The sequence below is a fragment of the Exiguobacterium sp. PFWT01 genome (assembly GCF_018255795.1).
Lineage (GTDB): Bacteria > Bacillota > Bacilli > Exiguobacteriales > Exiguobacteriaceae > Exiguobacterium.
The window spans coordinates 1,718,075-1,744,208 of sequence record NZ_CP073755.1; the positions used below are offsets into that span (position 1 = coordinate 1,718,075).

General features: G+C 50.0%; 28 protein-coding genes. 1 reads left to right on the top strand and 27 read right to left on the bottom strand.

The annotated features are described in order from the left end of the window. Nucleotides 1-33: 33 nt before the first annotated feature. The 21 genes from hslU to smc form a co-directional block, all read right to left on the bottom strand. Nucleotides 34-1,404, bottom strand: coding sequence for an ATP-dependent protease ATPase subunit HslU (gene hslU / locus KD909_RS08925; RefSeq protein ID WP_211781362.1), 1,371 nt, complete (start codon nucleotides 1,402-1,404; stop codon nucleotides 34-36). Next, on the bottom strand, nucleotides 1,401-1,949 hold the full coding sequence (hslV, locus tag KD909_RS08930) for an ATP-dependent protease subunit HslV (RefSeq protein ID WP_015881381.1): 549 nt from the start codon (nucleotides 1,947-1,949) through the stop codon (nucleotides 1,401-1,403). Before hslV ends, hslU begins: the two co-directional genes overlap by 4 nt. 11 nt (nucleotides 1,950-1,960) lie before the next feature. Continuing rightward, the gene (locus KD909_RS08935; RefSeq protein WP_211781363.1) at nucleotides 1,961-2,842 is read right to left on the bottom strand and encodes a tyrosine-type recombinase/integrase; all 882 of its coding nucleotides are present in this window, start codon (nucleotides 2,840-2,842) and stop codon (nucleotides 1,961-1,963) included. Nucleotides 2,843-3,026: 184 nt separating this feature from the next. Continuing rightward, complete coding sequence (gene trmFO / locus KD909_RS08940) at nucleotides 3,027-4,337, bottom strand: FADH(2)-oxidizing methylenetetrahydrofolate--tRNA-(uracil(54)-C(5))-methyltransferase TrmFO (RefSeq protein ID WP_211781364.1); 1,311 nt, start codon at nucleotides 4,335-4,337, stop codon at nucleotides 3,027-3,029. Next, nucleotides 4,337-6,433, bottom strand: coding sequence for a type I DNA topoisomerase (gene topA / locus KD909_RS08945; protein WP_211781365.1), 2,097 nt, complete (start codon nucleotides 6,431-6,433; stop codon nucleotides 4,337-4,339). The genes trmFO and topA overlap by 1 nt, the downstream gene beginning before the upstream one ends. Nucleotides 6,434-6,498: 65 nt before the next feature. After that, complete coding sequence (gene dprA, locus KD909_RS08950) at nucleotides 6,499-7,293, bottom strand: DNA-processing protein DprA (RefSeq protein WP_211781366.1); 795 nt, start codon at nucleotides 7,291-7,293, stop codon at nucleotides 6,499-6,501. A 50-nt stretch (nucleotides 7,294-7,343) separates the two neighbouring features. After that, entirely contained in the window at nucleotides 7,344-8,261 is a 918-nt protein-coding gene (gene sucD / locus KD909_RS08955) for a succinate--CoA ligase subunit alpha (RefSeq protein WP_211781367.1), read from the bottom strand. A gap of 12 nt (nucleotides 8,262-8,273) precedes the next feature. Further along, nucleotides 8,274-9,434 (bottom strand): ADP-forming succinate--CoA ligase subunit beta, encoded by a 1,161-nt coding sequence (gene sucC / locus KD909_RS08960; RefSeq protein ID WP_031421641.1) that lies wholly within the window; start codon nucleotides 9,432-9,434, stop codon nucleotides 8,274-8,276. 120 nt (nucleotides 9,435-9,554) lie between these two features. Further along, nucleotides 9,555-9,815: an EscU/YscU/HrcU family type III secretion system export apparatus switch protein gene (locus KD909_RS08965; RefSeq protein ID WP_015881374.1), complete on the bottom strand. Its 261-nt coding sequence runs from the start codon at nucleotides 9,813-9,815 to the stop codon at nucleotides 9,555-9,557. Then, complete coding sequence (locus tag KD909_RS08970; protein WP_211781368.1) at nucleotides 9,812-10,657, bottom strand: hypothetical protein; 846 nt, start codon at nucleotides 10,655-10,657, stop codon at nucleotides 9,812-9,814. Before KD909_RS08970 ends, KD909_RS08965 begins: the two co-directional genes overlap by 4 nt. 14 nt (nucleotides 10,658-10,671) lie before the next feature. Further along, nucleotides 10,672-11,424, bottom strand: a complete 753-nt coding sequence (locus tag KD909_RS08975; RefSeq protein WP_249199015.1) for a ribonuclease HII — start codon at nucleotides 11,422-11,424, stop codon at nucleotides 10,672-10,674. Between the two features lie 41 nt (nucleotides 11,425-11,465). After that, on the bottom strand, nucleotides 11,466-12,326 hold the full coding sequence (gene ylqF / locus KD909_RS08980) for a ribosome biogenesis GTPase YlqF (RefSeq protein ID WP_078146688.1): 861 nt from the start codon (nucleotides 12,324-12,326) through the stop codon (nucleotides 11,466-11,468). 12 nt (nucleotides 12,327-12,338) lie between these two features. After that, nucleotides 12,339-12,881 (bottom strand): signal peptidase I, encoded by a 543-nt coding sequence (lepB, locus tag KD909_RS08985; protein ID WP_015881370.1) that lies wholly within the window; start codon nucleotides 12,879-12,881, stop codon nucleotides 12,339-12,341. Between the two features lie 82 nt (nucleotides 12,882-12,963). Beyond that, nucleotides 12,964-13,317, bottom strand: coding sequence for a 50S ribosomal protein L19 (gene rplS / locus KD909_RS08990; protein ID WP_015881369.1), 354 nt, complete (start codon nucleotides 13,315-13,317; stop codon nucleotides 12,964-12,966). A gap of 114 nt (nucleotides 13,318-13,431) precedes the next feature. Beyond that, nucleotides 13,432-14,148 carry a tRNA (guanosine(37)-N1)-methyltransferase TrmD gene (gene trmD / locus KD909_RS08995; RefSeq protein ID WP_211781370.1) on the bottom strand — a complete coding sequence of 239 codons (717 nt, stop codon included), beginning with the start codon at nucleotides 14,146-14,148 and terminating at the stop codon, nucleotides 13,432-13,434. Continuing rightward, nucleotides 14,138-14,656: a ribosome maturation factor RimM gene (rimM, locus tag KD909_RS09000; RefSeq protein ID WP_211781371.1), complete on the bottom strand. Its 519-nt coding sequence runs from the start codon at nucleotides 14,654-14,656 to the stop codon at nucleotides 14,138-14,140. The genes trmD and rimM overlap by 11 nt, the downstream gene beginning before the upstream one ends. A gap of 54 nt (nucleotides 14,657-14,710) precedes the next feature. Next, a complete protein-coding gene (rpsP, locus tag KD909_RS09005; protein ID WP_015881366.1) occupies nucleotides 14,711-14,986 on the bottom strand; it encodes a 30S ribosomal protein S16 in 276 nt (91 codons plus the stop codon). A gap of 82 nt (nucleotides 14,987-15,068) precedes the next feature. Further along, a complete protein-coding gene (ffh, locus tag KD909_RS09010) occupies nucleotides 15,069-16,409 on the bottom strand; it encodes a signal recognition particle protein (RefSeq protein ID WP_047795423.1) in 1,341 nt (446 codons plus the stop codon). Between the two features lie 11 nt (nucleotides 16,410-16,420). Continuing rightward, complete coding sequence (locus KD909_RS09015) at nucleotides 16,421-16,744, bottom strand: putative DNA-binding protein (RefSeq protein ID WP_015881364.1); 324 nt, start codon at nucleotides 16,742-16,744, stop codon at nucleotides 16,421-16,423. A 96-nt stretch (nucleotides 16,745-16,840) separates the two neighbouring features. Further along, nucleotides 16,841-17,866, bottom strand: a complete 1,026-nt coding sequence (gene ftsY, locus KD909_RS09020) for a signal recognition particle-docking protein FtsY (RefSeq protein ID WP_211781372.1) — start codon at nucleotides 17,864-17,866, stop codon at nucleotides 16,841-16,843. Further along, a complete protein-coding gene (gene smc, locus KD909_RS09025) occupies nucleotides 17,863-21,420 on the bottom strand; it encodes a chromosome segregation protein SMC (protein ID WP_211781373.1) in 3,558 nt (1,185 codons plus the stop codon). Before smc ends, ftsY begins: the two co-directional genes overlap by 4 nt. A gap of 114 nt (nucleotides 21,421-21,534) precedes the next feature. Here smc and KD909_RS09030 point away from each other — a divergent pair, with 114 nt between their 5' ends. Continuing rightward, nucleotides 21,535-21,729, top strand: coding sequence for a DUF1128 family protein (locus tag KD909_RS09030; protein WP_015881361.1), 195 nt, complete (start codon nucleotides 21,535-21,537; stop codon nucleotides 21,727-21,729). Nucleotides 21,730-21,765: 36 nt separating this feature from the next. Here KD909_RS09030 and rnc read toward each other — a convergent pair whose 3' ends face one another. From rnc to fapR, 6 genes are all read right to left on the bottom strand, one after another. Further along, on the bottom strand, nucleotides 21,766-22,482 hold the full coding sequence (rnc, locus tag KD909_RS09035) for a ribonuclease III (protein WP_035387821.1): 717 nt from the start codon (nucleotides 22,480-22,482) through the stop codon (nucleotides 21,766-21,768). Between the two features lie 123 nt (nucleotides 22,483-22,605). Further along, nucleotides 22,606-22,845 carry an acyl carrier protein gene (gene acpP / locus KD909_RS09040; protein ID WP_015881359.1) on the bottom strand — a complete coding sequence of 80 codons (240 nt, stop codon included), beginning with the start codon at nucleotides 22,843-22,845 and terminating at the stop codon, nucleotides 22,606-22,608. Between the two features lie 58 nt (nucleotides 22,846-22,903). Further along, the gene (gene fabG / locus KD909_RS09045; RefSeq protein WP_015881358.1) at nucleotides 22,904-23,644 is read right to left on the bottom strand and encodes a 3-oxoacyl-[acyl-carrier-protein] reductase; all 741 of its coding nucleotides are present in this window, start codon (nucleotides 23,642-23,644) and stop codon (nucleotides 22,904-22,906) included. Then, the gene (gene fabD, locus KD909_RS09050) at nucleotides 23,637-24,557 is read right to left on the bottom strand and encodes an ACP S-malonyltransferase (protein ID WP_211781374.1); all 921 of its coding nucleotides are present in this window, start codon (nucleotides 24,555-24,557) and stop codon (nucleotides 23,637-23,639) included. The genes fabG and fabD overlap by 8 nt, the downstream gene beginning before the upstream one ends. An 18-nt stretch (nucleotides 24,558-24,575) precedes the next feature. Continuing rightward, nucleotides 24,576-25,565, bottom strand: coding sequence for a phosphate acyltransferase PlsX (gene plsX / locus KD909_RS09055; RefSeq protein ID WP_015881356.1), 990 nt, complete (start codon nucleotides 25,563-25,565; stop codon nucleotides 24,576-24,578). Continuing rightward, nucleotides 25,562-26,131, bottom strand: coding sequence for a transcription factor FapR (gene fapR / locus KD909_RS09060; protein WP_015881355.1), 570 nt, complete (start codon nucleotides 26,129-26,131; stop codon nucleotides 25,562-25,564). The genes plsX and fapR overlap by 4 nt, the downstream gene beginning before the upstream one ends. Nucleotides 26,132-26,134 lie beyond the last annotated feature (3 nt).

Genomic DNA, 26,134 nt, shown 5'->3' on the forward strand with positions numbered 1-26,134 from the left:
CTCTATTTCCTCCCTGTATGTGCATACAGAATCTTATAAAATATATTGGCTCAAATCACGGTCATCGGCGATTGAACCGACTTTTGCTTGTACGTATGCGGGTGTGATTTCCACGGTTGTTTGTGGCATATCCGCCGCTTCAAATGATAAATCTTCTAAGACGCGCTCCATTATAGTATAGAGACGACGTGCACCGATGTCATCGGTCTCCCGATTGACATGTGTCGCAATTTTCGCAATTTCTTCAATGGCCTCATGTGTGAAACGGACCGTGATTTCTTCAGATTCTAACAAAGCCGTATACTGTTTGATGAGCGCCTGTGACGGTTCCGTCAAAATCTTGACGAAATCTTCTTCCGTCAAGCTGTTCAATTCAACACGGATCGGAAAGCGTCCTTGTAGCTCCGGGATCAAATCAGATGGCTTGGCCATATGGAACGCACCGGCCGCGATGAAGAGAACATGATCCGTTTTGACCGGTCCATACTTCGTGACGACCGTAGACCCTTCTACAATCGGAAGGATGTCACGCTGCACCCCCTCACGGGATACTCCAGCGTGATCTTGCGATTTGGTGGCAATCTTATCGATTTCATCCACGAAGATGATTCCCATCTGTTCGCTGCGTCGTACGGCTTCATCATGGACTTCATTTAAATCGAGTAGGTTCTCTGCCTCTTCCGCAATGAGCAGCGGTCTGGCTTCACGAACCGTCAGCTTACGTTGTTTTCGCTTCTTCGGAACAATTTGGCCGAGCATGTCCTGAAGATTCGACAACCCTTCCATCCCTTGACCTTGGAACAAATCCATCGTCTGCTTTTCTTCTAATTCCACTTCGATTACGCGGTCTTCGAGCTCACCGAGTTCGAGCAAGCGTCGAAGTTGCGAACGGTCATTATTGGATGTGTCCGTCGTGGATTCAGGCTGCTGGGTCTGCCCGCCGAACAATGCTTCGAACGGATTCGATGCAGAAGGTGTCGCTTTTGCTTTTCCTTGCAACGCATCTAAGAGGCGTTCCGTCGCCGCACGCTCCGCTAGCTCCTTCACATCTTCTTTTTTCTCTTCTTTGACAAGACGAACCGATGCCTCGACGAGGTCACGCACCATCGACTCGACGTCACGACCGACGTAACCGACTTCCGTAAATTTCGTCGCTTCTACTTTCACGAACGGTGCACCGACAAGCTTGGCTAACCGTCGAGCGATTTCGGTCTTTCCGACCCCGGTCGGTCCAATCATCAAAATATTTTTTGGTGTGACTTCATCGCGAAGGTCCGCACTCAACTTTTGACGACGATAGCGATTTCGTAAAGCAATCGCTACGGCTCGTTTGGCATCTTTTTGTCCGATTACGAAACGGTCTAACTCTGATACGATTTGTCTTGGTGTCAACTCTCGTTTCATTCAGCAGCGCCTCCAATCGTTTCTACAATGACTTGATCATTTGTATACACGCAAAGCTCACCGGCGATTTCGAGAGCGGCACGCGCGATTTCCTCTGCAGACTTTTCAGCGGAGTGGCGCACGAGTGCGCGACCTGCCGCCAAGGCATAGTTCCCGCCAGACCCGATCGCAAGAATCCCATCGTCCGGCTCAATCACTTCTCCATTCCCAGAGACGAGTAACAGATGCTCCGCATCCATCACAATCAACAGTGCCTCGAGTTGGCGCAACATCTTATCTCCACGCCATTCTTTCGCAAGTTCTACCGCTGCTCGTGGCAAGTTACCGTTATACATTTCAAGTTTCGATTCAAACTTTTCAAACAATGTGAAAGCATCGGCTACGCTACCTGCAAAACCGGCAACGACTTTCCCGCCGTAAAGGCGTCTGACTTTCTTCGCCTTGTTTTTCATGATGACGGCATTCCCGAATGTGACTTGGCCATCTCCACTCATCGCACATTGTCCATTGTGTCGAACTGCAAAAATCGTTGTTGCATGAAACATATCGTAACCTCCTACTTTCTTGGATGTGTCGCTTGATAAATCGACCGAAGTCGTTCGGTCGATACATGGGTGTACCGTCCGGTCGTCGACAAGGACTCATGCCCGAGTAACTCTTGGACGGCACGCAAGTCCGCTCCTCGCTCTAACAAGTCCGTCGCAAAGCTGTGTCGCAACGAGTGCGGGGTAAGCGGTTTATGTACCCCACTGTCTTTTCTCAAACGTTTCATGACATAGCGGATTTGGTCTGTTGTCATCCGATTCCCTTTTTGACTCAAAAATAATGCGGTTTCTGTCGGGAGCCCGACACCTTTACGTAACTCGATATAACGCTGCAAAGCTTGTACGGCATATTGCCCGATTGGGACATAACGTTCTTTCTTCCCTTTTCCCATCACATGGACGAAGGACAAGACCTCATCGAATGAAGAAAGGTTCATCCCACACAGTTCGGCGACGCGGATCCCCGTCCCATAGAGCACTTCTATGATGGCGACGTCCCTCGCCTGTAAAAACGGGTCGTATTGCCTCGAGGCAGCCTCTAACAGTTGCTCGACTTCTGTCGGGACGGCAAAGGTCGGCAAGGACTGTCTCTTTTTCGGTGAGGTCAGGTCGTGAAACAACGGTTCTCCACCTTGTTCTCTTGCCATAAACTTCCCGAATTGCTTGAAACAAGATACTTTTTGGGACACCGTGGACGCGGCCAATTGTTTCTCATAAAGGACATATAAATAACGCCGCGCCGTCTGAGCATCGTAGGGATCTTGATGCGTCGATTGGCAATATGCGGCGTACTGGTCGAGCGTTTGCTCGTAGGAGCGTTTCGTATGAGGAGACAGTCGACGTTCAATTTGGCAGTAGCGTAAAAAGGATTGTCGATCCTCTAAAAATCCCATTTTATCGCCTCCTCGATGACTCTTAAAAACGCATGTTCTCGTCAAATCGAAATTAGCATAGCATACAGAATGTAAGGTGACAATAGATAGCCGTTCAATAATCTGAAAATTTTCAAAGTATGAAACAAAATACACAATTGAAATTTTAATTCAAAACAAAAGAGCCAAAAAATGGCTCTCCTGTTCAAAGGTCTTTATACTGTTGGATCGTTTCTAACGCACGGTTCGCGTAACGCTCATACCGTTCTTGCTTCTTCATCTTTTTCGGAGCATCTTCTAGTGACGGTACCAATCCGAAGTTTGCGTTCATCGGTTGGAAGTGCTTCCCGTCAGCTGACGTGATGTAATGCGCCATCGAACCAAGCATCGTCTCACGTGGGAGAACGACAAGTTCTTCACCTGCGATCATCTTCGCCGCATTGATCCCGGCTAGAAGTCCAGATGCTGCCGACTCCACATATCCTTCTACCCCCGTCATCTGACCGGCGAAGAAGAGCGTGTCACGTGTACGCGCTTGATACGTCGGCTTGAGTAAGCTCGGTGAGTTGATGAACGTGTTACGGTGCATGACACCGTAACGGACGATGTCCGCGTTCTCAAGCCCCGGGATGAGACGGATGATGCGCTTCTGTTCGCCCCACTTCAAGTGCGTTTGGAAGCCTACCAAGTTATAAAGTGTGCCTGCCGAGTTGTCTTGACGAAGCTGAACGACGGCATATGGACGTTTTCCTGTCTTCGGATCTTCTAAACCGACCGGCTTCATCGGTCCGAAAAGAAGCGTCTTCTTCCCACGCTCGGCCATGACTTCAAACGGCATACATCCTTCAAAGTAAATCTCTTTTTCAAACTCTTTGAGCGGAACGACTTCTGCCTTGATCAACTCTTCGTAAAACACGTCAAACTCTTCTTCTGTCATCGGACAGTTCAAGTAAGCGGCTTCACCTTTGTCGTAACGCGACTTCAAATAGACTTTGTCCCGATCAATCGTATCGCCATCTAGAATCGGAGCTGCCGCGTCATAGAAGTAGAGATAATCTTCTCCCGTGAACGCCTTGAGCGAGGCAGAGAGGTCAGGAGATGTCAACGGACCGGTCGCCACGATGACGATGCCTTCAGGAATCTCCTTGAGCTCTTCATTGTGCACTGTGACATTCTCGTGGTTCTTTAGCTTCTCAGTGATGAATCCGGCAAACTCATGACGATCGACGGCAAGCGCACCGCCAGCCGGGACACTTGCCGTGTCCGCCGCTTTTAAGATGAGCGAGTCAAGCGTACGCATCTCTTCTTTCAAGACACCTACGGCATTTTGAAGACCGTTCGCACGAAGCGAGTTCGAACAGACGAGCTCCGCAAATTGATCCGTGTGGTGCGCCGGCGTTTGACGAACCGGTCTCATTTCATATAAATCTACTTGAATACCACGCTTAGCGAGTTGCCAAGCCGCTTCGGAACCGGCCAATCCGGCCCCGATTACAGTTACACGTTGTTGCAACATTAATCCTCCTCTTGCTGATGTACCTCGGTGTGGGTACAGTTCGTACATTGATATTTCACGCCGTCTTTAATTTTCTTCTCGACCATCAAACTGTCGCATACAGGACACGGTTTCGCAACCGGTTTATCCCATGAGACGAATTCACATTCCGGATAGTTCGAGCAACCATAGAAGAGACGACCTTTTTTACTGCGACGTTCCACGATTTGTCCATCCTTACAGTTCGGACACGGGACACCGATTTCGACTTGTACCGGTTTCGTATTCGTACAGTTCGGGAAGTTCGAGCACGCCATGAACTTGCCGTACCGTCCCATTTTGATGACCATCGGTGAACCACAGACTTCACAATCGATTCCGGCTGGTTCATCCTTCACTTCGATTTTCTCGATTTCTTCTTCGGCACGCTTCAATCGTTTCTCGAACGATCGGTAAATCGGCGCGACGACTTCCGTCCACTCGACTTCCTTATGCTCAATTGAATCAAGAAGGGTCTCCATGTCGGCTGTGAACTGGACCGTGATGAAGTCATTGAAATACTCATCAATCATCTCGATGACGAGTTCTCCAAGTTCAGTCGGTAAAAACTTCTTCTCTTCGAGAACGACATAACCGCGTCGCTGGATCGTGTCGAGTGTCGGCGCGTACGTCGACGGACGACCAATCCCGAGTTCTTCCATCGCTCGAACGAGTCGCGCCTCTGTATAACGAGGTGGCGGTTGTGTGAAGTGTTGTTTCGGTTCAATCGTTTCAAATGTCACGGTGTCATCCACTTCGAGAGGAGGCAATAATCCTTCCTTCTCTTGGTTCGTGTCCTCGATGTCATCGTCTTTCGACTCGATATACACTTTCATGAAACCAGGGAATTTGACTGTCGACCCGTTCGCACGGAAAATCATCCCGTTCGACTCGACGTCGATTTTGACCGTATCAAGAACAGCTGGCGCCATTTGGCTCGCAATCAATCGTTCCCAAATCAACTTATACAGTCGCAACTGGTCACGTGACAGATATGGCTTCAAGGAAGCTGGGTCGCGCAATGCTGAAGTCGGACGAATCGCTTCGTGCGCGTCTTGGGTATTCGCTGATTTCTTTTCTTTTTGTTTCTGTAAGGCGACATACTCTTCACCGAATGTCGATTCGATATATTCCTTCGCCTCCGTCTTCGCCAAATCAGAGATACGTGTCGAGTCGGTACGCATATACGTAATCAGACCGACTGTACCCTCTTTTTTGCCGAGATCGATTCCTTCATATAATTGCTGCGCGAGCATCATGGTCTTCTTCGCACGGAAATTCAATTTACGGGCAGCATCCTGCTGTAATGAACTGGTCGTGAACGGTAGCGAAGCATTCCGCTTCCGTTCTTTCTTCGTCACATCAATGACTTTAAACATATCATCGATGGTATCGAGGACAGATTGCGCATCTTCTTCAGACTTCAATTCCATCTTCTTCCCATCTTTTCCGTAAAATGAAGTCTCGAACGTTTCCCCATCATGATTTAAATCAAGTTTAATCGTCCAGTACTCTTCCGGGTCGAACGCGTTAATTTCACGCTCACGGTCGATAATCATCTTCACGGCTACCGATTGAACTCGCCCTGCAGACAATCCTTTTTTGACTTTCTTCCATAATAATGGACTCATCCCGTATCCGACAAGACGATCTAAAATACGTCGGGCTTGTTGTGCGTCGACGAGATCGTGATTGATTTTACGTGGATGTTTAAACGATTCTTTAATCGCATCTTTCGTGATTTCGTTAAAGACGACACGACATTCAGTCGTTTCATCGACGCCGAGTGCGCGTGCTAAATGCCAAGCAATCGCTTCCCCTTCTCTATCGGGGTCGGCCGCGAGAAAGATTTTTGTCGCTTTTTTCGCTGCTGTCTTCAATTCTTTCAATACTGGCCCTTTACCACGGATGGTAATATACTTCGGTTCAAAGTCGTGTTCGACGTCTACCCCGAGTTGACTTTTAGGCAAGTCAATCACGTGCCCCATCGAAGCCTTGACCATATAATTCGGACCTAAATAACGTTTAATTGTTTTTGCTTTCGCAGGTGATTCGACGATCACCAAATATTTTGCCATACATCTGCTCCCCTTTTAGAGGTCATTTAAATCCCTACCATAATATTCATGTTCTCACCGGTTTGTCAATGTACAATCTTGAGATCTCGAATAATTTGATCGGAATTCGTCAATGGAATCGCACCTTCTTCAATCAACCGGTTCGGTCCCTCCGCGAGTGGATCAAGGGGTGAACCAGGTACCGCAAATACCATTTTTCCTTGCTCTAGGGCATGTCCGACCGTATTCATCGTCCCGCTCTTTCGTCTCGCCTGTATAACGACCAACGCATCGCCAAGGCCACTGACCAAACGATTTCTTTCCAAAAATTGAAATTTTTGAATCGGCGTGTTTGGTACATATTCACTTAGCAAGACTCCCTCTTGCGGAATCTGCAAAAGCATGTCTCGGTTCGCCGCCGGATAGAGCCGGTCCAGTCCAGCTCCGAGTACCGCCACGGTCGGGCGATGCGTGCGGAGGGCATGGGCGTGGACGAGCCCATCGATTCCGAGGGCGCCACCTGAAACAGATACAGTTTCTTCTATTAAAGAGTGATAGTGATTCACGAGCGATTGACTGATACGATTCAACTCACGACTTCCGACCATCGCAGTCGTTCTTTCTTGTAGTACCTCTAAATCTCCATGATAAAACAAGCAATATGGTGGGTTAGGGATGTCGAGTAACCGTTTCGGGAACAAGTCATCTTCCCATGTGACGAAATGTTTATACGATTCCGATGCTTGGAAGGCTCGTTCGGCCCGTCTCCAGACATGTTCAGAAAATTGTGTGCGATGTGCCCCGAGTGTTCCGTTCAAATAATGATGCACAAACTCAACTGGCATTCGCGCTGCAGCAAACCGAGCTATTGTTTGATTCATCACAAACTCTCCTTTAAAAAAATGAGGGATGCAAGCATCCCTCAAGATTCTTATGTCGTCGGTTGACCCGTGACACACGCTTCGTATAATCCTTGCTGTTTCAAGACACGAATCAATGTTTCACCGATGACCGCCGGTGTTTCAGCGACTTCGATTCCATTCGCGTTCAATGTCTTGATCTTCTCAGCAGCCGTCCCTTTACCACCTGAGATGATTGCGCCCGCATGTCCCATACGCTTGCCTTCAGGAGCCGTCTGGCCGCCGATGAAACCGATGACAGGTTTCGTCATGTTGGCTTTTACCCATTCAGCTGCCTCTTCTTCAGCCGTTCCACCGATTTCCCCGATCATGATGACCGCTTTCGTGTCCTCATCTTCGTTGAATGCTTTGAGCGTATCGATGAAGTTTGTTCCGTTGACCGGGTCTCCCCCGATTCCAACAGCCGTCGACTGACCGATACCTGCTGTCGTCAACTGATGAACCGCCTCATACGTGAGCGTCCCAGAACGTGATACGATTCCGACGTGCCCTTTCGTATGAATGTAGCCAGGCATGATGCCAAGTTTTGCTTCTCCTGGTGTGATGATACCAGGGCAGTTTGGTCCGATTAAACGAGCCGGTTTGTCCTCGAGATAGCGTTTCACTTGAATCATGTCCACAACTGGGATTCCTTCTGTGATACAGATGATGAGCTCGATGCCGCTGTCGGCCGCTTCCATGATCGAATCTGCTGCGAAAGCAGGTGGAACATAGATGATCGATGCATTGGCACCAGTCGCTTCGACCGCTTCAGACACGGTGTTGAAGACTGGAACGTTTTCGAGGACCGTCGTGCCACCTTTACCAGGTGTGACACCACCGACTAATTTCGTGTTATATGCGAGCATCTGTTCACCGTGGAACAGACCTTGCTTCCCTGTAATCCCTTGAATGATTACTTTCGTATCTTTATCCGCCCAAATACTCATGTCGTTTCCCCCTTATCGAACAAGTGCTGCGATTTTTTCTGCACCGTCAGCCATCGAGTTGGCCGTCGTGATCGCAAGTCCAGATTCATCGAGAATGCGCTTCCCGGCATCAACGTTCGTTCCTTCTAAGCGAACGACGAGTGGTAAGTCGAGTCCGATTTCTTTCGTCGCAGCGACAATCCCCTCTGCGATGATGTCACACTTCATGATTCCACCGAAAATGTTAACGAAGATCCCTTTGACCTGGTCATCAGACAAGATCAACTTGAATGCTTCTGTTACTTTTTCTTTCGTCGCACCGCCACCTACGTCGAGGAAGTTAGCGGGTTCAGCGCCGTAATGCTTGATGATATCCATCGTAGCCATCGCAAGACCGGCACCGTTGACGAGACAACCGATGTTTCCGTCGAGTGCGATGTAGCTGAGGTCGTGTTTCGACGCTTCCACTTCACGTGGGTCTTCTTCCGTCGTATCACGAAGCGCAAGGATGTCCGAGTGACGATAGAGCGCGTTGCTATCGAAGTTCAACTTCGCATCAAGCGCGATGACGTTACCGTCTTTCGTCGTGACGAGCGGGTTGATTTCCGCGATTGTGCAATCTGTCTCGACGTACACTTTGTACAACTTCATGACCATGTCACTGAACTTGTTGACGAGTTTCGTCGGGACTTCCATTTTGAATGCGAGACGACGCGCCTGGAATGGACGTAAGCCCACGACCGGGTCGACGATCTCTTTATGAATCTTCTCTGGTGTATGTTCAGCGACTTCTTCGATGTCCATTCCACCTTCAGATGAACCCATGATGACAATTCGGCCGATCGAACGGTCAAGCACGAGCCCTAAGTAAAATTCTTGGTCAATCGCAGAACCTTCTTCGATATAGAGACGCTGGACAACTTTTCCTTCCGGACCTGTTTGGTGTGTCACGAGCGTTTTCCCGAGAATCTCTGAAGCATATTGCTTCACTTCTTCATCTGTCTTCGCAAGTTTAACGCCACCCGCTTTACCGCGGCCACCTGCGTGGATTTGAGCTTTTACTACCTTCACTTCACCGTCAAGCTTCGCAGCAGCTGCCACAGCTTCTTCAACAGTAAAGGCCGGATAACCCGTCGGAACGGCTACCCCAAACTCTCTTAACAATTCTTTCGCCTGATACTCATGGATATTCATATGTTTTCCCCCTTAGTCCCCTTTAATATCGGCACGTCTATTGTAACGAAAAACTGAAAGCGCTGTCTATCGTTCTTGCTTTAAGTTTTCATCTTTTTTTCACATATATCCCTAGACAAATCAAATTTTATCCTGTTCCATCTGATAAAGAAACACAAAAAGTTCGGCAATGACCTGATAAACGTCCTCCGGGATTTGCTCTTCGATGTTCAACGCCGACAGTAACGAGAGGAGCGCTGGGTCTTCATGAACAGGAACTCCGTTCGCTAAAGCAATCTCAAGCATCCGCTCGGCGACGATGCCTGTTCCCTTCGCTACGACGTGCGGCGCATCCATCGACTGCTCATAGGAGAGCGCCATCGCTTTCTTCTGGTCTTTCATATTTGGAGGTCCACCTTTCCGAGTGGCGCGAACGTAGCCGGAACATGTTCACGCTTCGCCTCATACGAAAATGAAGACAGTTCGAACGACACCTTTTTTAGGCCTTCTTTCAAAAATGGTTCGTATGTACGGACGTATGGAGTTAAATCGTGTTGCTCATTGAATACCCGCACGGACACGTAACGCTTTTGAATCAACACATCGATTCCCGTCTCACCGAATCGCGGCGTCTCAAGAAACAAGACGATCCGCGCATGATCCGAGTCCATTGTCTCTCGTTTCGGTGCCTCTAGACGAAGTTGGACGTTTTCAAACGGACCCAATTGCGGTATGTGAAATGCTTGAGCGACGAACGGCGGGCTTTGGCTCGCGTTGAACGCTTCCTGTGCACGCACGAACTGCTCGAACTTCGGTTCACCTTTCGCTTTGAATAGCTCCCCGACGAGCGCCTTTACATCCTGACCCGCGCCGCTTTCTAACGCGTTTTTCCCGGCCGCCTTCACGGATTCTGGCGTCAGCATCGGCTCCCGCATCAAGCGTCCGAGCTGTTCTCCTAACGCTTGCAGCGGCGACTTGGCAGCCATGAGCGATTCCGTCGCTTGCGTGACGACTTTCAAGACGAGCTTCGGTTCGACGTCCGTGACGACCAGCTTATACGTGACGTTCTCTTTCACGTTCGCATTGACACCGACCCGGAAGATCCCTTGTGGCAGTTGCATGACCGCCTCGTTGCCAGGTAAGAGCTGTAACACCTTGCCGACGACTGTGTTCCCTAGTAGTAGCGGGCGTGACGTCTGTTCCGTCACTTTGAACGGCATCACCCCTTGATGATCGATCCGCAACGCGACCACTCCTTTCACATATGCTTGATGGGGGCGAATGTACGGCGATGGATCGGAGTCACCCCAAGGCGTCTCAACCCTTCTAAATGGGCCTCTGTCCCATACCCTGCGTTTTTCGCAAATCCGTATCCAGGATACGTCAAATCATATTCTTCCATCATCCGGTCCCTCACCACCTTCGCGACGACACTTGCAGCGGCAATTGACACACTGAGGGTGTCCCCTTTAATCAAAGACTGCTGGGGAATGTCGAGCTCGAGTTTCATGGCGTCAATCAATAGGGCGTCCACTTCTCCGACTTGATGGATCGCCTCTGTCATCGCAAGCTTCGTCGCCTCATAGATGTTAATCTCATCGATTACCGCGGGCTCGACGATCCCGACACCGACCTCTGCGAGCTCGATGATGTGTGCGTATGCCGCATCCCTCGCCGCTTTTGTCATTTTTTTCGAATCATTCAATCCCGGGAGGTAGAACCCATCCGGCAACAAGACCGCCGCTGCCACGACCGGTCCCGCAAGCGGCCCCCGTCCGACCTCATCGACTCCGACAATTCGAGTGAAGCCTTCCGCCTTCCATTCACGTTCATACGTCATGCGACGTTCAAAATCGACCTGTAACGCCCGTTCTCGCTCGAATTGGCGCTGCTTTTGCCGTAGCAACGTTTGCACGCCCGCTCGAGGGTCTCGTGACAAGGTCGGGAAGATGTGTACCCATTCTTCATATCGGATGTCCTCTAGTTGTTGTTTAATCTGTTGAATCGTCACGGTCTTCCTCCTATTCAAAAAAGCCCTGTGTGCACAGGGCTTTACGCCATTTCGTGATCAGCCGGTGTCTCAAGGGAGATCCGTCCGATTTTTTCATGTCGTAGTTCATTTAAAAGTAGTTCGCTCGCCTTTTCGAAATCGACGTAACCACCACTGATGAGACCACGTTTTTTCCCGATCAACTCAAGGAGCTCCACGCCGTCCTCGGGTAACGTTTCAAGTTTGAATCGTTCCTTTAACTGTTCCGGATAACGAGCATGCAACTCGCGAACCGTATACAAGGCGATATCATCCAAGTTGAGAATCTCGTCTTTGATGGCGCCGGTCGCGGCTAGACGATATCCGACAAGTTGATCCTCGAACTTCGGCCAGAGAATCCCTGGCGTGTCCAACAGTTCCATCTCGCCGCCTTTCATCTTGATCCACTGTTGACGCTTCGTCACACCAGGACGGTCGCCCGTGATAGCGATGTTTCGTCCAGCAAGACGGTTGATGAGCGTCGACTTCCCGACGTTCGGGATTCCGATGATGAGCGCACGGATCGGTCCGGGGTTACGCCCCTTCTCACGCATCCGGTCATGCTTTTCTTTCATCAACTTCTGAGCACCCGTGATGAGCTGTTTCAAGCCTTTGCTATGTTTCGCGTCGACAGCGACAACCTCGACTTCTTCGCGTTTCAAGGCACGTAACCACGCCTCCGTCACGACGGGGTCGGCCATGTCTGCTTTGTTCAAGACGATGAGACGGGGTTTTCCCGCTGTAATCTCATCGACCATCGGGTTGCGACTCGACTGAGGCACGCGTGCATCTACGAGTTCGATGACGACATCGATCAGCTTTAATTTTTCAGTTACTTGTCTTCTTGCTTTGGCCATGTGGCCAGGAAACCATTGAATTGCCAAAAAAGCACCACCTTAATCTTCTACCGTGCCAACATCATCGAGTGGCCAGAAGATGAAGTTCGTCTTGCCGACAATCTCCTCTTTCGACACAAATCCGATCTCACGGCTGTCTTTCGAGTTTTGACGATTGTCTCCCATGACGAAATACGATTCCTCTGGAACGACCGACTCACCCGTCACTTGTTCGAGTGTGAAGTTCTCCGTCAACGGGAACCCGTTCATCTGGGCACGAAACTCGTCTAAATACGGCTCTTCGACCGCTTCACCGTTAATATAAAGTACATCATCTCGATATTCGAGCGTGTCGCCTGGGATGGCGATGACACGTTTAATATAATCTTTTGATTCTGTCGCATGGAATACGACGATATCGCCTCGGTCTAGCTCCCCAACATAGTTCGAAATTTTACTGACGATCATTCGATCCGCATTGTGGAGTGTCGGCATCATCGACTCTCCTTCAACGATGACAGGAACGAAGATGAACGTCCGGATGACGAACGCGATGACAAGAGCGACGACGATGGCTTTTAGCCAACTAAACACTTCTTTCAACTTCACTCACTCCTCTATCCATTTGAACTTATTGTACTAGAAAAAAAGAAGCTTGTCGCAAGCGACAAGCTTAATTCCCATCTTAACGACGGATTTCTTTAATACGTGCTGCTTTACCGCGAAGGTTACGGAGGTAGTAAAGTTTCGCACGGCGAACTTTACCGTAGCGTACGACTTCGATTTGTGCAACGCGTGGTGAGTGAAGCGGGAATGCACGCTCAACACCTACGCCGTAAGAAATCTTACGGACTGTGAATGTTTCGCTGATGCCGCCACCTTTACGCTTGATTACAACACCTTCGAAGATCTGGATACGCTCACGCGTTCCCTCTACAACTTTAACGTGGACACGTACAGTGTCACCAGGACGGAAAGCAGGTACGTCCGATTTGAATTGTTCTTCTGTGATTTCACGGAACAGTTTTTGTGTGTTCATGAATCATATCTCCTTTTTCTTCAATGTTCATATCTTCATATGCCCAAGCATCCAATAGCGGAACATCGGTAATCGATGGGTTTAACCCACATGCTCAAACATAGCATATATTTCTCAATCGCGCAACGATTGCAGGAACTTTTTATCGATATCCGTCAACTCGACGTGTTCGAGCAAATCCGGACGTCGTCGATACGTGCGTTCGAGCGATTGCTCCCGGCGCCACGCCTCGATTCGGGCGTGATTTCCCGACAAGAGGACGTCCGGCACGGTCAATCCACGGAAATCAGCCGGTCGCGTATAGTGCGGATATTCCAAGAGACCTGTCGAGAACGAGTCGTCTTCATGGCTCGCCTGATCATTAAGGACATCCGGAATGAGCCTTACGGTCGCATCGATCATGACCATCGTCGCAAGCTCTCCACCTGTCAAAACGAAATCACCGATTGACACCTCGTCGGTCGCCAGTTCATCATGAATCCGTTGATCGAACCCTTCATAGTGTCCACATAGAAAGACCAGATGTTCCTCCTTCGCCCATTCTTCGGCCATTCGTTGATTAAATGGTTTTCCAGTAGGCGTCGTCAGAATGACCCGCGGGCTCTTCGCCCCAAGGGAATGAAATGCATCAAAGATTGGCTGTGGGGTGAGTAGCATGCCCGCGCCCCCGCCGTACGGATAATCGTCGACCTTATGATGCTTGTTCGTTGAAAAGTCCCGGAAGTTGTGGAACGACATCTCCACTTGCCCGAGCGTCTTCGCTCGACCGACGATGGAGTGATTGAGCGCATGAAACATCTCGGGGAACAACGTCAATACATCAATCTTCATCGTCAATCATTCCAGGGATTGGCGTGATGACGACACGTTTCGCATCGACATCGATCTCTTGGACGACCGATTCGATATAAGGGATGAGCGCATCTGACTTGCCTGGTCGTTTGATGACCCAGACATCGTTCGCTCCGTTCGTTTCAAAGATGTCGTCGACGACACCGATGACTTCCCCGTCCACGACAGCCTCGCAGCCGATGATTTCATGATAATAAAATTCGTGTTCGTCCAAATCGTGGACGTGTTCGGCGTGGACATACAGTTTCAGCCCTTTATATTTTTCAATGAGATTGATATTCTCAAACCCTTTGAACGTGACGAGGTGAAACTGCTTATGCGGACGATACGTCGTGATCGTCATTTCTTGTTTCGTTCCGTCGACATCAAGGAACAACGTGTTTCCTTTTTTAAATCGTTCTTCTGGAAAGTCTGTCGCCGCCAAGATCTTCACTTCCCCTTTCAGGCCGTGCGTATTGGCGATTTTCCCTACATATAACCAGTCCATCTCTATTCCCTCCTCAACAAAATAGGCCGACCTCAGAAAAGGTCGGCCACATCATTACTTCGCGTTTTTCGCGTTGTGGAATTTCTCCATGATCCCTGCTTTAGAGAACAAGTTACGTACTGTGTCAGATGGCTTCGCGCCGTCTGCCAACCATTTGAGAGCGAGTTCTTCGTTGATGCGAACTTCAGCTTCTGGTTTTGCAACCGGGTTGTAGTGACCAACTTGCTCGATGAAGCGACCGTCACGTGGTGAACGTGAGTCTGCTACAACGATACGGTAGAAAGGTGATTTTTTTGCGCCCATGCGCTTAAGACGAATTTTAACTGCCATGGTAATATACCTCCATCATGTGTTTAAGAATTGACAACTTTTATAGTATACAGCTTTTTCGTTCGACTGACAAAAGGTTTTGTTAGAAGAATGGAAGGCCAAGGCCTTTTTTCTTCCCTTTCATTTGTCCTGACATTTGTTTCATCATCTTCTTCATGTCATCGAACTGTTTGATGAGACGGTTCACTTCTTGAATCGAGCGACCGCTCCCTTTTGCGATTCGCTTACGACGACTCGCGTTGAGCACTTCCGGATTGGCGCGCTCATGTTTCGTCATCGAGCGAATGATCGCTTCGACGTGATCGAGTTGTTTCTCGTCGATTTGGACGTTCTTCAACCCTTTCATCTTACCTGCACCAGGTAACATCGAAAGTAATTCATCAATTGGTCCCATGTTTTTCACTTGGGCCAACTGTTCAATGAAATCATCGAACGTGAATGACGCGTCACGAATTTTGCTTTCAAGCTCCTTCGCTGCGTCTTGGTCCATCTGTGTCTCGGCTTTTTCAATGAGCGAGAGCACGTCCCCCATTCCAAGGATCCGTGACGCCATGCGTTCCGGGTGGAATGGTTCGAGGGCATCCAACTTTTCTCCGAGACCGACGAATTTAATCGGCGCTCCCGTGACTGCCTTGATCGAAAGGGCTGCCCCGCCTCGTGTATCTCCGTCGAGCTTTGTGAGCACGACCCCGGTGATTCCGAGTTTCTCATTGAAACTGTCGGCCACATTGACCGCATCTTGACCCGTCATCGAATCGACGACGAGGAAGATCTCATTTGGTTTGGCAATCGTCTTCACATTTTCGAGCTCGCCCATAAGCGTCTCATCGATATGAAGGCGACCGGCCGTATCGATCAACACGAAATCGTGATGATTTGTTTTTGCGTACTCGAGTGCCTTCGTCACAATCTCTTCCGGCTTCACTTGATCACCAAGTGAGAAGACCGGTAAATCGAGTTGTTTTCCGAGTGTCTCGAGCTGCTTGATTGCCGCTGGACGGTAAATGTCCGCCGCGACGAGAAGTGGACTTCGGTTATGCTTTTTGCGAATCAGGTTCGCTAGCTTCCCGGTCGTTGTCGTTTTCCCTGCCCCTTGCAGACCGACCATCATGACGACTGTCGGTGGTTTCTGACTGAATGAGATCGGGACGACATCGCTTCCCATCAAGTTCGACAACTCTTCGTGAACGATTTTGACGACTTGTTGACCTGGCGTCAATGATTTCATGACATCCTGACCAACGGCGCGTTCCTTCACGTCATTGACGAATTGCTTGACGACTTTAAAGTTGACGTCGGCTTCGAGGAGGGCGAGGCGTACCTCACGCATCATCTCTTTGACATCGGTCTCCGAGATTTTCCCTTTACCGCGCATTTTTGAAAGTGTCGATTGCAATCGTTCTGATAATCCTTCAAATGCCATGCTTCAGCCCCCTACTCTAAATTCTCAAGCGCAGAAATCGTGGCGCTCACGTCATCGGTGAGCTCGACTTGACGTTTGAGGGTCTGAAGAAGTTGCTGGCGCTGTTCGAATTTTTCGAATAGGGCAAGCTTTTCCTCGTACTGTTCAAGCATCGTTTCTGTACGCTTTATGTTATCGTAGACCGCTTGACGGCTGACTTCAAACTCTTCCGCAATCTCTCCGAGCGAGTAGTCATCTAGGTAATAAAGAGACATATAGTTGCGCTGTTTCGGTGTGAGGAGCGCTTGATAGAAATCGATGAGATAGTTCATGCGATTCGTTTTTTCGAGCGTCAAACCTTTCACCTCCACATGTTAAGTGAAATCCCTTTACAACTACCTATAGTACAGCCGTGCCTAGTACTTGTCAAGTTTTTTTCTTAACAGCAAAACTTAGGCGAGGTCCTCGTTTGTGTCCTCTTTTTCCATCGAGACATCCTGTGTCTTATCTTCAAAAACGTCGCCGAACAATCCAAGGACGAACTGTTCTGGATCAAACTCCTGTAAATCGTCAATCTTCTCTCCAAGGCCGACATACTTAACCGGGATATCGAGTTCGTTCCGAATCGCTAGGACAATTCCGCCTTTGGCCGTCCCATCGAGCTTCGTGAGGACGATTCCGCTCACGTTCGTCGCTTCTTTGAACGCTTTCGCTTGAACCATGGCGTTCTGCCCCGTCGTCGCGTCTAATGCGAGCAATACCTCGTGCGGTCCGTTCGGCACTTCCCGCTCAATGACTCGTTTGACTTTTTCAAGTTCTTTCATTAGATTGACCTTATTTTGAAGACGTCCCGCCGTATCACAAATCAAGACGTCCATGTTACGAGACTTGGCGGCTTGAACGGCGTCAAAGACGACGGCAGCCGGGTCAGACCCTTCCGTTTGACGAATGACGGGCACCCCGACACGTTCTCCCCATACTTGAAGTTGCTCGATGGCGCCGGCACGGAACGTATCCCCTGCCGCGAGCATGACGGAACGCCCTTCAGACTTCAACTGGTGCGCCAGCTTGCCGATGGTCGTCGTCTTTCCGACACCATTGACGCCGACAAACAAGATGACCGTGAGTCCGTCTTGCATATTCAGTTCACGGTCCGATTCATCCTCTTGGAGACGGTTCGCCACCACTTCGACGAGTGCGTCACGCACCGCGACCGGGTCCTTCAAATTACGTCGCTTCACTTCTTCTTTTAAATCTTCGACGAGGTCCATCGTCGTCGTGACGCCGACGTCCGCTTGAATGAGTAAATCTTCGAGTTCATCGAAGAAATCTTCATCCACCTCGCGGAAGCGATAGACGAGGTCGTTGACGGCACTTGCAAAGCCGTCACGTGTCTTCGTCAACCCCTCTGTAAACTTCTGTGACACCTCTTGGGTAGATGTCGTCAATTTCTCTTTTAATTTCTTGAAAAAGCTCAACGTGATTCCTCCATCTCTTCATCCATTTCAACGACACGTTTTGCTTCAGACAGTTCGACCGATAATACCTCGGACACCCCGTTCTGTTGCATCGTGACGCCATATAGTGTGTCCGCCGCTTCCATCGTGCCTTTACGATGCGTGATGATGACGAACTGCGTGTCAATCGACAACGTCCGAATGTACTCTCCGAAACGATGCACGTTCGCCTCGTCAAGGGCCGCCTCGACTTCATCGAGGACACAGAACGGTACCGGACGCGTCTTCAAAATCGCAAACAATAAAGCGATGGCCGTCAGCGCACGCTCCCCACCAGACAACAGACTGAGCGTCTGTAACTTTTTACCCGGTGGTTTGGCGACGATTTCGATTCCTGTGTTCAACAAATCCGATTCGTCGACCAATTTCAAATCCGCTTCCCCGCCACCGAAGAGCTCGGTGAACGTCTGTTTGAAGTGCGCCCGGACGCTCGTATACGTCTCTTTGAAGAGGCGTGTCACTTCGCGATCCATTTCGGCGATGATCTCATATAAATCCTCTTTTGCACTGACTAGGTCATCCCGTTGCTCGGATAAGAATGTGAACCGTTCATGGACACTATCAAACTCTTCGATCGCATTCAGATTGACCGGTCCGATCTCTTCGATTTGACGGACTAGCAACTTGAATTCCTCTTTCGCCTCTTCTAGTGGAATCTCGAGTGCCGGTAATAGTTCTGCAATGAGTCCATTCTCTTCTAATGCATCGAGCTTCCATTGTCGTTTCAGCTCGAACTCTTGTTTTGCCGTTTCGAGTTTTCGGACGACAGCTTCTGCTTGACGTCTTGCCTCCGTTGCCTGATCGACCCGTTGACGTATGATCCGATACGCCTCTTCGTTCGTCTTGAGTGTTGCCGTCACTTCTTGAAGCCGCTCTTGAATTTCTGTAAAATCCAGTTTGGCAGTGGCAAGCGTCTCCTCAAGTTCCATAGACGACACGACTTCTCCACTCTCGAGCCGCTTCAGTTCACGCTCCATCTGATCGCTTCGTTCCTGCAGACGATTTTGTTCGGTCGTCAAACGGTCCAATTCATATCGGACCCGTTCTTCTTCGAGCGTGTGACGCTGAAGATCGAGCTCGTTTTGACGAAGCATCGATTCCAGTTGGCCCGTGCTCTCAGCACTTTTCGCCTGCTCTGCCCGAAGCGATTCGAGACGAGAACGAATGTCAGCTTGTGCGCGGTCTGTGTCGGCCAATTCAATCGTCAGTCGCTCTAATTCGGCAGTCGCTGTCTCAATCGTCCGCTCGTAGCGCATCATTTCATGATCGAACAGTTCCAGTTGTGACTTGGCATCGAGCGAGGCACGTTCCGCAGTACGATAGGCCGACTCGACTTCACGTAGGTTCGTTTCAACGGAACGTTTCTCATCCCGAAGTTCAGATAATTGACGCGTAATGTCCGTCAACTGTTCTGTATACTCTTGAAGACGTGTTTGTTGTTCATGCAACATGGCGAGCCCTTGGGTGAGACCTTGTTTCAAGTCATCCAATTCGCGCGACTGCGTGAACAGGGCCACGCCCTGCTTGCGACTACCACCCGTCATCGAACCACCGACGTTGACGATGTCCCCTTCTAACGTGACGACACGGAAACGATAACCCGTCGATTGGGCGATACGGTTCGCGACTTCAAGTGTCTCAGCCACGAGCACCGAACCGAGCAACGACTTTTTCAACGTCTCGTATGATGCATCTGTTTCAACGAGTTCCGACGCCACCCCGACAAATCCGTTCATCGAGTCGAGTCGATCTAACACGTCACTCGGCACGAATCTCGGTTTGATCGTCGTCATCGGCAAGAATGTCGCCCGTCCTGCGTTGGCTTTTCGTAATTTGTCAATTTCACGGCGTCCCACCGTCTCATCTTGTACGACCACATGCTGCTGCGTCTGCCCGAGTGCCGTTTCGATTGCCGCTTCATACGAAGGACGGACACGAATCAGTTCGGCGACAGCACCAAGGACACCTGGTGAGCGGTCTTTTAAGACGAACTTGACCGCATGAAAATAGCCTTCATACGATTGCTTCATCCGTTCGAGCATCTCGATTCGGTCTTCCGTCTTCTGACGGCGGCGTTCGAGATCGTAATAAGACGATTCGGCTCGGGTACGTTTTTCACGAATTGACGTCTCTTCGTCCCGAAGTTCCGCTTCTTTTTTACTCAGTTGTTCAAAGCGACTTTGCACCACTTCATACTGTTCTCGAGTCGTCAAAAGTGTCGCTTCCTGTGAGGAACGATCCTCGAGACGATGTTTGTTCTCGCGAAGAAGGCGTTCTTTCGACTCGACGGCGACATCGATATCTCGTTGTTCCCGCTTTTGTTGGTTACCGATTGTCGCTTTCGTTGTCGCGAGTTCGAACGCCTCACTTTGTAACGCTTCAATTTCAGCATTGAAATCACGAGAGGCGGCTGTCAACTGTTGTTGAAGCGTCTCTCTCGTCGCAGTCGTTTGTTTCAACGTGTTTCCTTTTTGGTCAAGTTCTTCACGAACGACATTCAACCGCGCTTCAAGCTCGGTCATCTCCGCACGTACTTCTTCACGTTGACGGATGAGTCGTTCTTTCATCTCGGCACCATGTTCTTCTTGTGCTTTTGCGAGCTTGATGTCACCTGTCAAGCGCTCGACATAGGTCGAGTGCTCCCGTTCGTTTTGGTTGAGCTCTGTCAATTCTTCACGCAGCTCAGCAAGCGTTGCTTCGAGCCCGCTACGTTCCTCCGTGAGGTCACGTACCGAACGGTCACAGTCAGATAACTGTTGAACCGATTCCACGTGACGTGCCGACACTTGCTCAATCTCTTGTTGAAGCAATTTAATTTCTGCGCCCATGATTCCCGTTTCGAGTTCATCATGCCTCGCTTTGGCGACTTTGTACTCCCGCGCGAGTGCCGCCTGTTCACGGAGCGGTTCGACCCGGTCCGCCAACTCGAACAGAATGTCGTCGACTCGGGACAAGTTTAATTCGGTGTCCTGTAACTTGCGTTCAGCCTGTTTTTTTCGCTGACGATATTTCAGTACGCCGGCGGCCTCTTCGATGACGGCACGGCGCTCTTCCGGTTTCCCGGAAATGACCTGTTCGACCCGCCCTTGCCCGATGATGGCGAACGCATCTCGTGAAAGACCTGTATCCATAAACAAATCAATCACATCTTTTAACCGACATGGTTTTTTATTCATAAAATAGTCGCTGTCCCCACTTCGGGTCACGCGACGGGTCACACTCACTTCTTCATATGGGAGACGTAACTGTTCGTCTCGATTATCGAGGACGAGCGTGACTTCGGCGACATTTCGGTGGTTCTCTCCTTCACTTCCGGCAAAGATGACATCTTCCATCTTGGCACCACGAAGTGATTTGGCCGACTGTTCTCCGAGTACCCAGCGAACAGCGTCCGATATATTGGATTTCCCGCTCCCGTTCGGCCCTACAACAGCCGTGACGCCGGGACGGAAATCTAATTCAATTCGCTTGGCAAATGATTTAAAGCCAGCGAGTTCGATTCGTTTTAAGTGCATCGTGACCATCCTATCCGCAGTAAGCATTCATCTGTATATTTTACCACAGTTAACAGTTCGTCAAAATGCCCGAATCATGCTATTCTAAAAAGAACTGTAGAAAGGGGAATACAGATGACGAATGAACAGATGATTGAAGCCATTTTGGATAAGATGAACATTATTAACCGCGGTGCGATCAAAGCGGAAGAATATAATGCGGCTGATCCGTCAGCGGTGAAAGAGATTTACGAGTATGTGATGACACGCTCTTCGCTCTCTTTGTCGGAAGTCGATGGTATCGTCGAAGAACTCGGTCAATTGACATGAAAAGGAGTGGATCCCTAAGCGGTCCACTCCTTTTGTTTATAAATCTGCGTAGCGCCGGTTAAAGGCAATAAGCGCTTCTTTGGCAGCCAATTGCTCGGCTTCTTTTTTCGAACGTCCGACCCCTTCACCGACGATGTCGTCGCTGAGGCGTGCATGTGCGACGAATTCCCGGCTATGCGCCGGTCCGCGTTCCTCGATGATTTCATACGAAACAGGTCCGAGTCCTTCCCGTTGAACGCTCTCCTGTAACTGGCTCTTGAAATCGGTCTGTTCTTCAAATACTCCCGCTAAGACTTTCGGAAAAACCGCTTCGGCGAGGAATCGTTCGACGGCCTCAATTCCCTGGTCCAAATAAAGAGCACCGATATAGGATTCGAACACGTCGGCAAGCAGTGCCGGACGTTTTCGTCCACCGGTCAACTCTTCACCTTTCCCAAGCAAGATGAAGTCAGAGAAAGCATAAGCTTCCGCAAAATTCACGAGTGACGGTTCACATACGATCGCCGCTCGTAATTTCGTCAATTCCCCCTCGGAGCGCTCCGGATAAGTCTCATAGAGAAAGCGAGATACGGTCAGTTCTAAAACAGCATCCCCTAAAAATTCTAAACGTTCATTGTCTTTTCGTAACCCGCGTTGCTCATTCACATAAGATGAGTGTGTGAACGCCTGCATCAACAAGTCGTGATTCGAAAATTGAACGTCTAACCGTTCTTCCAAAGATTTAAATAGTTCCAAGATGCGTGCTCGTTCCATCTCCTGACGCCGACGTCGTTGCGCCGACCCTTGACGGTCAAACCGTCGTTTGTCTTTTGTCATAGTTCCCTCCATGAATAAGCACAAGCCCACCGCCCGGAACCGAGCGGTGGGATGGCTTGATTACAATTTTGTTTCGATGTAAGCCACTACGTCGCCAACAGTCGCGAGCTTCTCAGCGTCTTCGTCTTCAATCGTGATGTCGAATTTGTCTTCGAGGTCCATCACCATTTCCATTACTTCAAGTGAATCCGCACCAAGGTCATCCTTGAACGATTTCTCTGCTGTGATTTCAGATACGTCTTTCCCGAGCTTCTCAGCAACTGCTTCTTGTACGTCTACTAAAATTTGTTCTTTTGTCATGATAAAATCCCTCCAAAGGTAAGTATATTAAATGTCAGTCTGTTGGTAAAGTTCTCTTTTACGCCATCGTCATGCCGCCATCGACGGCAATCGTCTGCCCGGTCACATAAGCTGCTTGTTCCGATGCGAGGAAGGAGACAAGGTTCGCCACATCCTCCACCTGTCCGAAACGGTTGAACGGAATTTGCTCGAGTGTAGCCTCTCGTTGCGCATCTGTCAAGGCATCGGTCATATCCGTTTGAATGAACCCTGGACAGACGGCATTGACCGTCACGTGACGTCCCGCTAGTTCGCGCGCCACCGATTTTGTCAATCCGATCAACCCTGCTTTTGCAGCCGCATAGTTCGCTTGTCCTGCATTACCGGTAATCCCGACAACCGAGGCGATGTTGATAATTCGACCTGCTTTCGACTTAAGCAAAGGTCTCGTGACGGCTTGCGATGTCAAAAAGGCGCCTTTTAAGTTCGTCGACAGCACATCTTCGAAATCGGCTTCTTTCATTCGCATGAGTAACCCGTCACGGGTGATCCCTGCATTATTGACGAGACAATCGACGCGTCCGAACGTATCGACTGTCGTCTTGACGAGCGCTTTGACATCGTCAGCATTCGATACGTCTGCTTTCACGGCGATGGCTTCGCCGCCTGCCTCCGTGATCATGGCCACGACATCATTCGCTTTTTGTTCACTACCCGAGTAGTTCACGACGACCCGAAAGCCATCTTCCCCTAAACGTTTCGCGATGGCCGCCCCGATTCCCCGGGACGCTCCCGTCACAATCGCCACTTGATCATGCACGTACTTCTCCTCCTAACGAGGCGACTTCTTCGAGCGTAGTCGCCTTTTGAATCGAAACGTTCGAGTCGATTCGTTTAATCAATCCTGAAAGCGGTGAAGATGGACCGAACTCGATGAACGTGTCTACGCCGTCTGCAATCGCCTTGCGTACACAATCTTCAAAGCGGACAGACGAATACAGTTGTTTCGTCAATAACGCCTTCAACTGTTCAGGGTCACGATGCACCGCTGCGTCCACGTTCGAAATCATATCGACGGAAGCCGCTTCAAATGGCGACGAGGCGAGGACATCTTGGAAACGCGTTGCCGCCGGCATCATGTAGGAACTATGGAACGCTCCAGATACGTTTAACGGCAATACCCGCTTCGCACCGGCAGCCTTCAATTCCACGCCCGCTTGTTCGACCGCGTCGACATGCCCTGAAATCACGAATTGACCAGGACAATTCAAGTTGGCGATTTGAACTAAATTCCCGCTCGCACTGATCTTTTCAGTGATATGGAGCGCCTCTTGAAGATCGGTCATCCCGACGACTGCCGCCATCGTTCCATCCTTCACTTCAGACATCAACTGCCCACGTGCTCGGACGAGGACGGTCGCCTCTTCAAGATCGATGACACCCGCACTGACGAGCGCCGCATATTCACCGACACTATGCCCGATGACGACATCTGGTGCCGCACCGCTCTTCGCATAGGCTTGCGCGAGGAGCGAGGCGTGCGCCACGATGGCCGGCTGTGCCACTTCCGTTTCTTGTAGGTCTTCCTTCGACCCGGATGACATGACTTCAAGGAGGTCAAACCCGAGTCGACGTTCGATTGCTTGAAGCGTTTCAGGATGATCTAAAAAGGTTTGTCCCATTCCAACGGCTTGAGAACCTTGCCCCGGAAACACCCATGCTACTTTCCCCATATCTTCACCTGCTTTCGCTTAGTCTATCGCTTTGGCACGCTTGATTTTTTCCACGACATCGTGATCTACCATGATTTTCGCCTGTTTCAACGCACTCATGATGGCGAGTGCATCGCTCGACCCATGCGCCTTGATGACCGGTGCATTGATCCCGAATAATCCGGCTCCCCCGTGTTCGCGATAATCCAACGTTTCTTTTAATCGTCTCAATTTCGGTTTTAAGATGAGAGCGGCGAGTTTGGATACAAGGTCACTCGTGAATTGTTCTTTCATCATCTTCATGAGCATCGAAGAGGAGCCCTCCACACCCTTTAACAAGATGTTTCCGGCAAATCCTTCGGTCACGATGACGTCCACGTCACCTGACATCGCTTCACGCGCTTCGACATTCCCAACAAAATGGACAGGTGCCTGTTCAAGGAGGGGGAACGCTTCTTTTGTCAGCGCATTTCCTTTACCAGCTTCTGTCCCGATATTGAGAAGGGCGACACGCGGTGTCTTGATGCCACGCACATGTTCCGCATACAGTGAGCCCATAATCGCATAGTCGACGAGGTGTTCAGCTTTTGCATCCGGATTCGCTCCGACATCCAGGACGACGACACCACTACCAGTATATGTAGGGAACGTCGGAGATAATGCCGGACGCTCGATTCCCGGGATCCGTCCGATGATGAAAAGAGACGCCGCCATCAATGCGCCGGTATTCCCGGCAGACACGAGAGCATCCGCTTTTCCTTCTTTGACGAGCTGAGCTGCCACGACGAGCGAGCTGTCCTTCTTACGGCGCACCGCCCGTACCGGTTCGTCTTCGCCTGTGATGATCTCACTGGCTGGAACGACCGTCACTCGAGGGTCATCAAGACCGTATGAGGCAATTTTTACCTCATCACCGACTAAAAAGAGTTCCATCGACTCGTTCGGATATTGCGCGACGAACCGTTTCACACCTTCTACAATCGCCTTCGGTGCGTGATCGCCACCCATTGCATCAATCGCTAACTTCATGCTTGCTCCTCCTCACCACGTCGGTAAATCGTGAAGTCGCCATCAAAGACGCACTCCTCACCGACATAACTTTCAACTGTGACGTCCGTTCTCCCGTCCCCTCGTAGTTTCATCACACGAGCCTTGGCAACGACTCGCTCTCCAAGATGGACTTGGCGACTGAAGCGAATATCCGCTTTAGTGGTCAACGCCAATTCATCATTGATGAGCGCCACCGCTAACGAGTTGGCTTGCGCGAACAAGACATGTCCACGGGCAATCTCGTTGCGGCTAAAGACGTGTTCTTTTTCTATATCGAGGACTGAGATTGCAGAGTCATCTAGCTTCAAGTCAATCATATCACCGATGACCTCGCTCATTGAAAGCGATTTGACTTCATCGAGATGTTCGGAAGCCACATGTTTGATCCGTTCCCTCACTTCCGGAATTTTTAATTCCATCCGGTCGAGTCGAATTGTTTGGATGCTGACAGAAAACTGTTTTGACAGTTCTTCGTCTTTGATGAACGGGTTATGCTCAATCGTTTCTTGTAACAAGCGTTGCCGCTCTTTCTTAGGTACCCGCATTCA

Excerpts from the sequence above, each read along its gene's own strand:
- hslU (WP_211781362.1), bottom strand. The coding sequence starts at position 1,404 with ATGAAACGAGAGTTGACACCAAGACAAATCGTATCAGAGTTAGACCGT.
- hslV (WP_015881381.1), bottom strand. The coding sequence starts at position 1,949 with ATGTTTCATGCAACAACGATTTTTGCAGTTCGACACAATGGACAATGT.
- KD909_RS08935 (WP_211781363.1), bottom strand. The coding sequence starts at position 2,842 with ATGGGATTTTTAGAGGATCGACAATCCTTTTTACGCTACTGCCAAATT.
- trmFO (WP_211781364.1), bottom strand. The coding sequence starts at position 4,337 with ATGTTGCAACAACGTGTAACTGTAATCGGGGCCGGATTGGCCGGTTCC.
- topA (WP_211781365.1), bottom strand. The coding sequence starts at position 6,433 with ATGGCAAAATATTTGGTGATCGTCGAATCACCTGCGAAAGCAAAAACA.
- dprA (WP_211781366.1), bottom strand. The coding sequence starts at position 7,293 with ATGAATCAAACAATAGCTCGGTTTGCTGCAGCGCGAATGCCAGTTGAG.
- sucD (WP_211781367.1), bottom strand. The coding sequence starts at position 8,261 with ATGAGTATTTGGGCGGATAAAGATACGAAAGTAATCATTCAAGGGATT.
- sucC (WP_031421641.1), bottom strand. The coding sequence starts at position 9,434 with ATGAATATCCATGAGTATCAGGCGAAAGAATTGTTAAGAGAGTTTGGG.
- KD909_RS08965 (WP_015881374.1), bottom strand. The coding sequence starts at position 9,815 with ATGAAAGACCAGAAGAAAGCGATGGCGCTCTCCTATGAGCAGTCGATG.
- rplS (WP_015881369.1), bottom strand. The coding sequence starts at position 13,317 with ATGAACACACAAAAACTGTTCCGTGAAATCACAGAAGAACAATTCAAA.
- trmD (WP_211781370.1), bottom strand. The coding sequence starts at position 14,148 with ATGAAGATTGATGTATTGACGTTGTTCCCCGAGATGTTTCATGCGCTC.
- rimM (WP_211781371.1), bottom strand. The coding sequence starts at position 14,656 with ATGGACTGGTTATATGTAGGGAAAATCGCCAATACGCACGGCCTGAAA.
- rpsP (WP_015881366.1), bottom strand. The coding sequence starts at position 14,986 with ATGGCAGTTAAAATTCGTCTTAAGCGCATGGGCGCAAAAAAATCACCT.
- ffh (WP_047795423.1), bottom strand. The coding sequence starts at position 16,409 with ATGGCATTTGAAGGATTATCAGAACGATTGCAATCGACACTTTCAAAA.
- smc (WP_211781373.1), bottom strand. The coding sequence starts at position 21,420 with ATGCACTTAAAACGAATCGAACTCGCTGGCTTTAAATCATTTGCCAAG.
- KD909_RS09030 (WP_015881361.1), top strand. The coding sequence starts at position 21,535 with ATGACGAATGAACAGATGATTGAAGCCATTTTGGATAAGATGAACATT.
- rnc (WP_035387821.1), bottom strand. The coding sequence starts at position 22,482 with ATGGAACGAGCACGCATCTTGGAACTATTTAAATCTTTGGAAGAACGG.
- acpP (WP_015881359.1), bottom strand. The coding sequence starts at position 22,845 with ATGACAAAAGAACAAATTTTAGTAGACGTACAAGAAGCAGTTGCTGAG.
- fabD (WP_211781374.1), bottom strand. The coding sequence starts at position 24,557 with ATGGGGAAAGTAGCATGGGTGTTTCCGGGGCAAGGTTCTCAAGCCGTT.
- plsX (WP_015881356.1), bottom strand. The coding sequence starts at position 25,565 with ATGAAGTTAGCGATTGATGCAATGGGTGGCGATCACGCACCGAAGGCG.
- fapR (WP_015881355.1), bottom strand. The coding sequence starts at position 26,131 with ATGCGGGTACCTAAGAAAGAGCGGCAACGCTTGTTACAAGAAACGATT.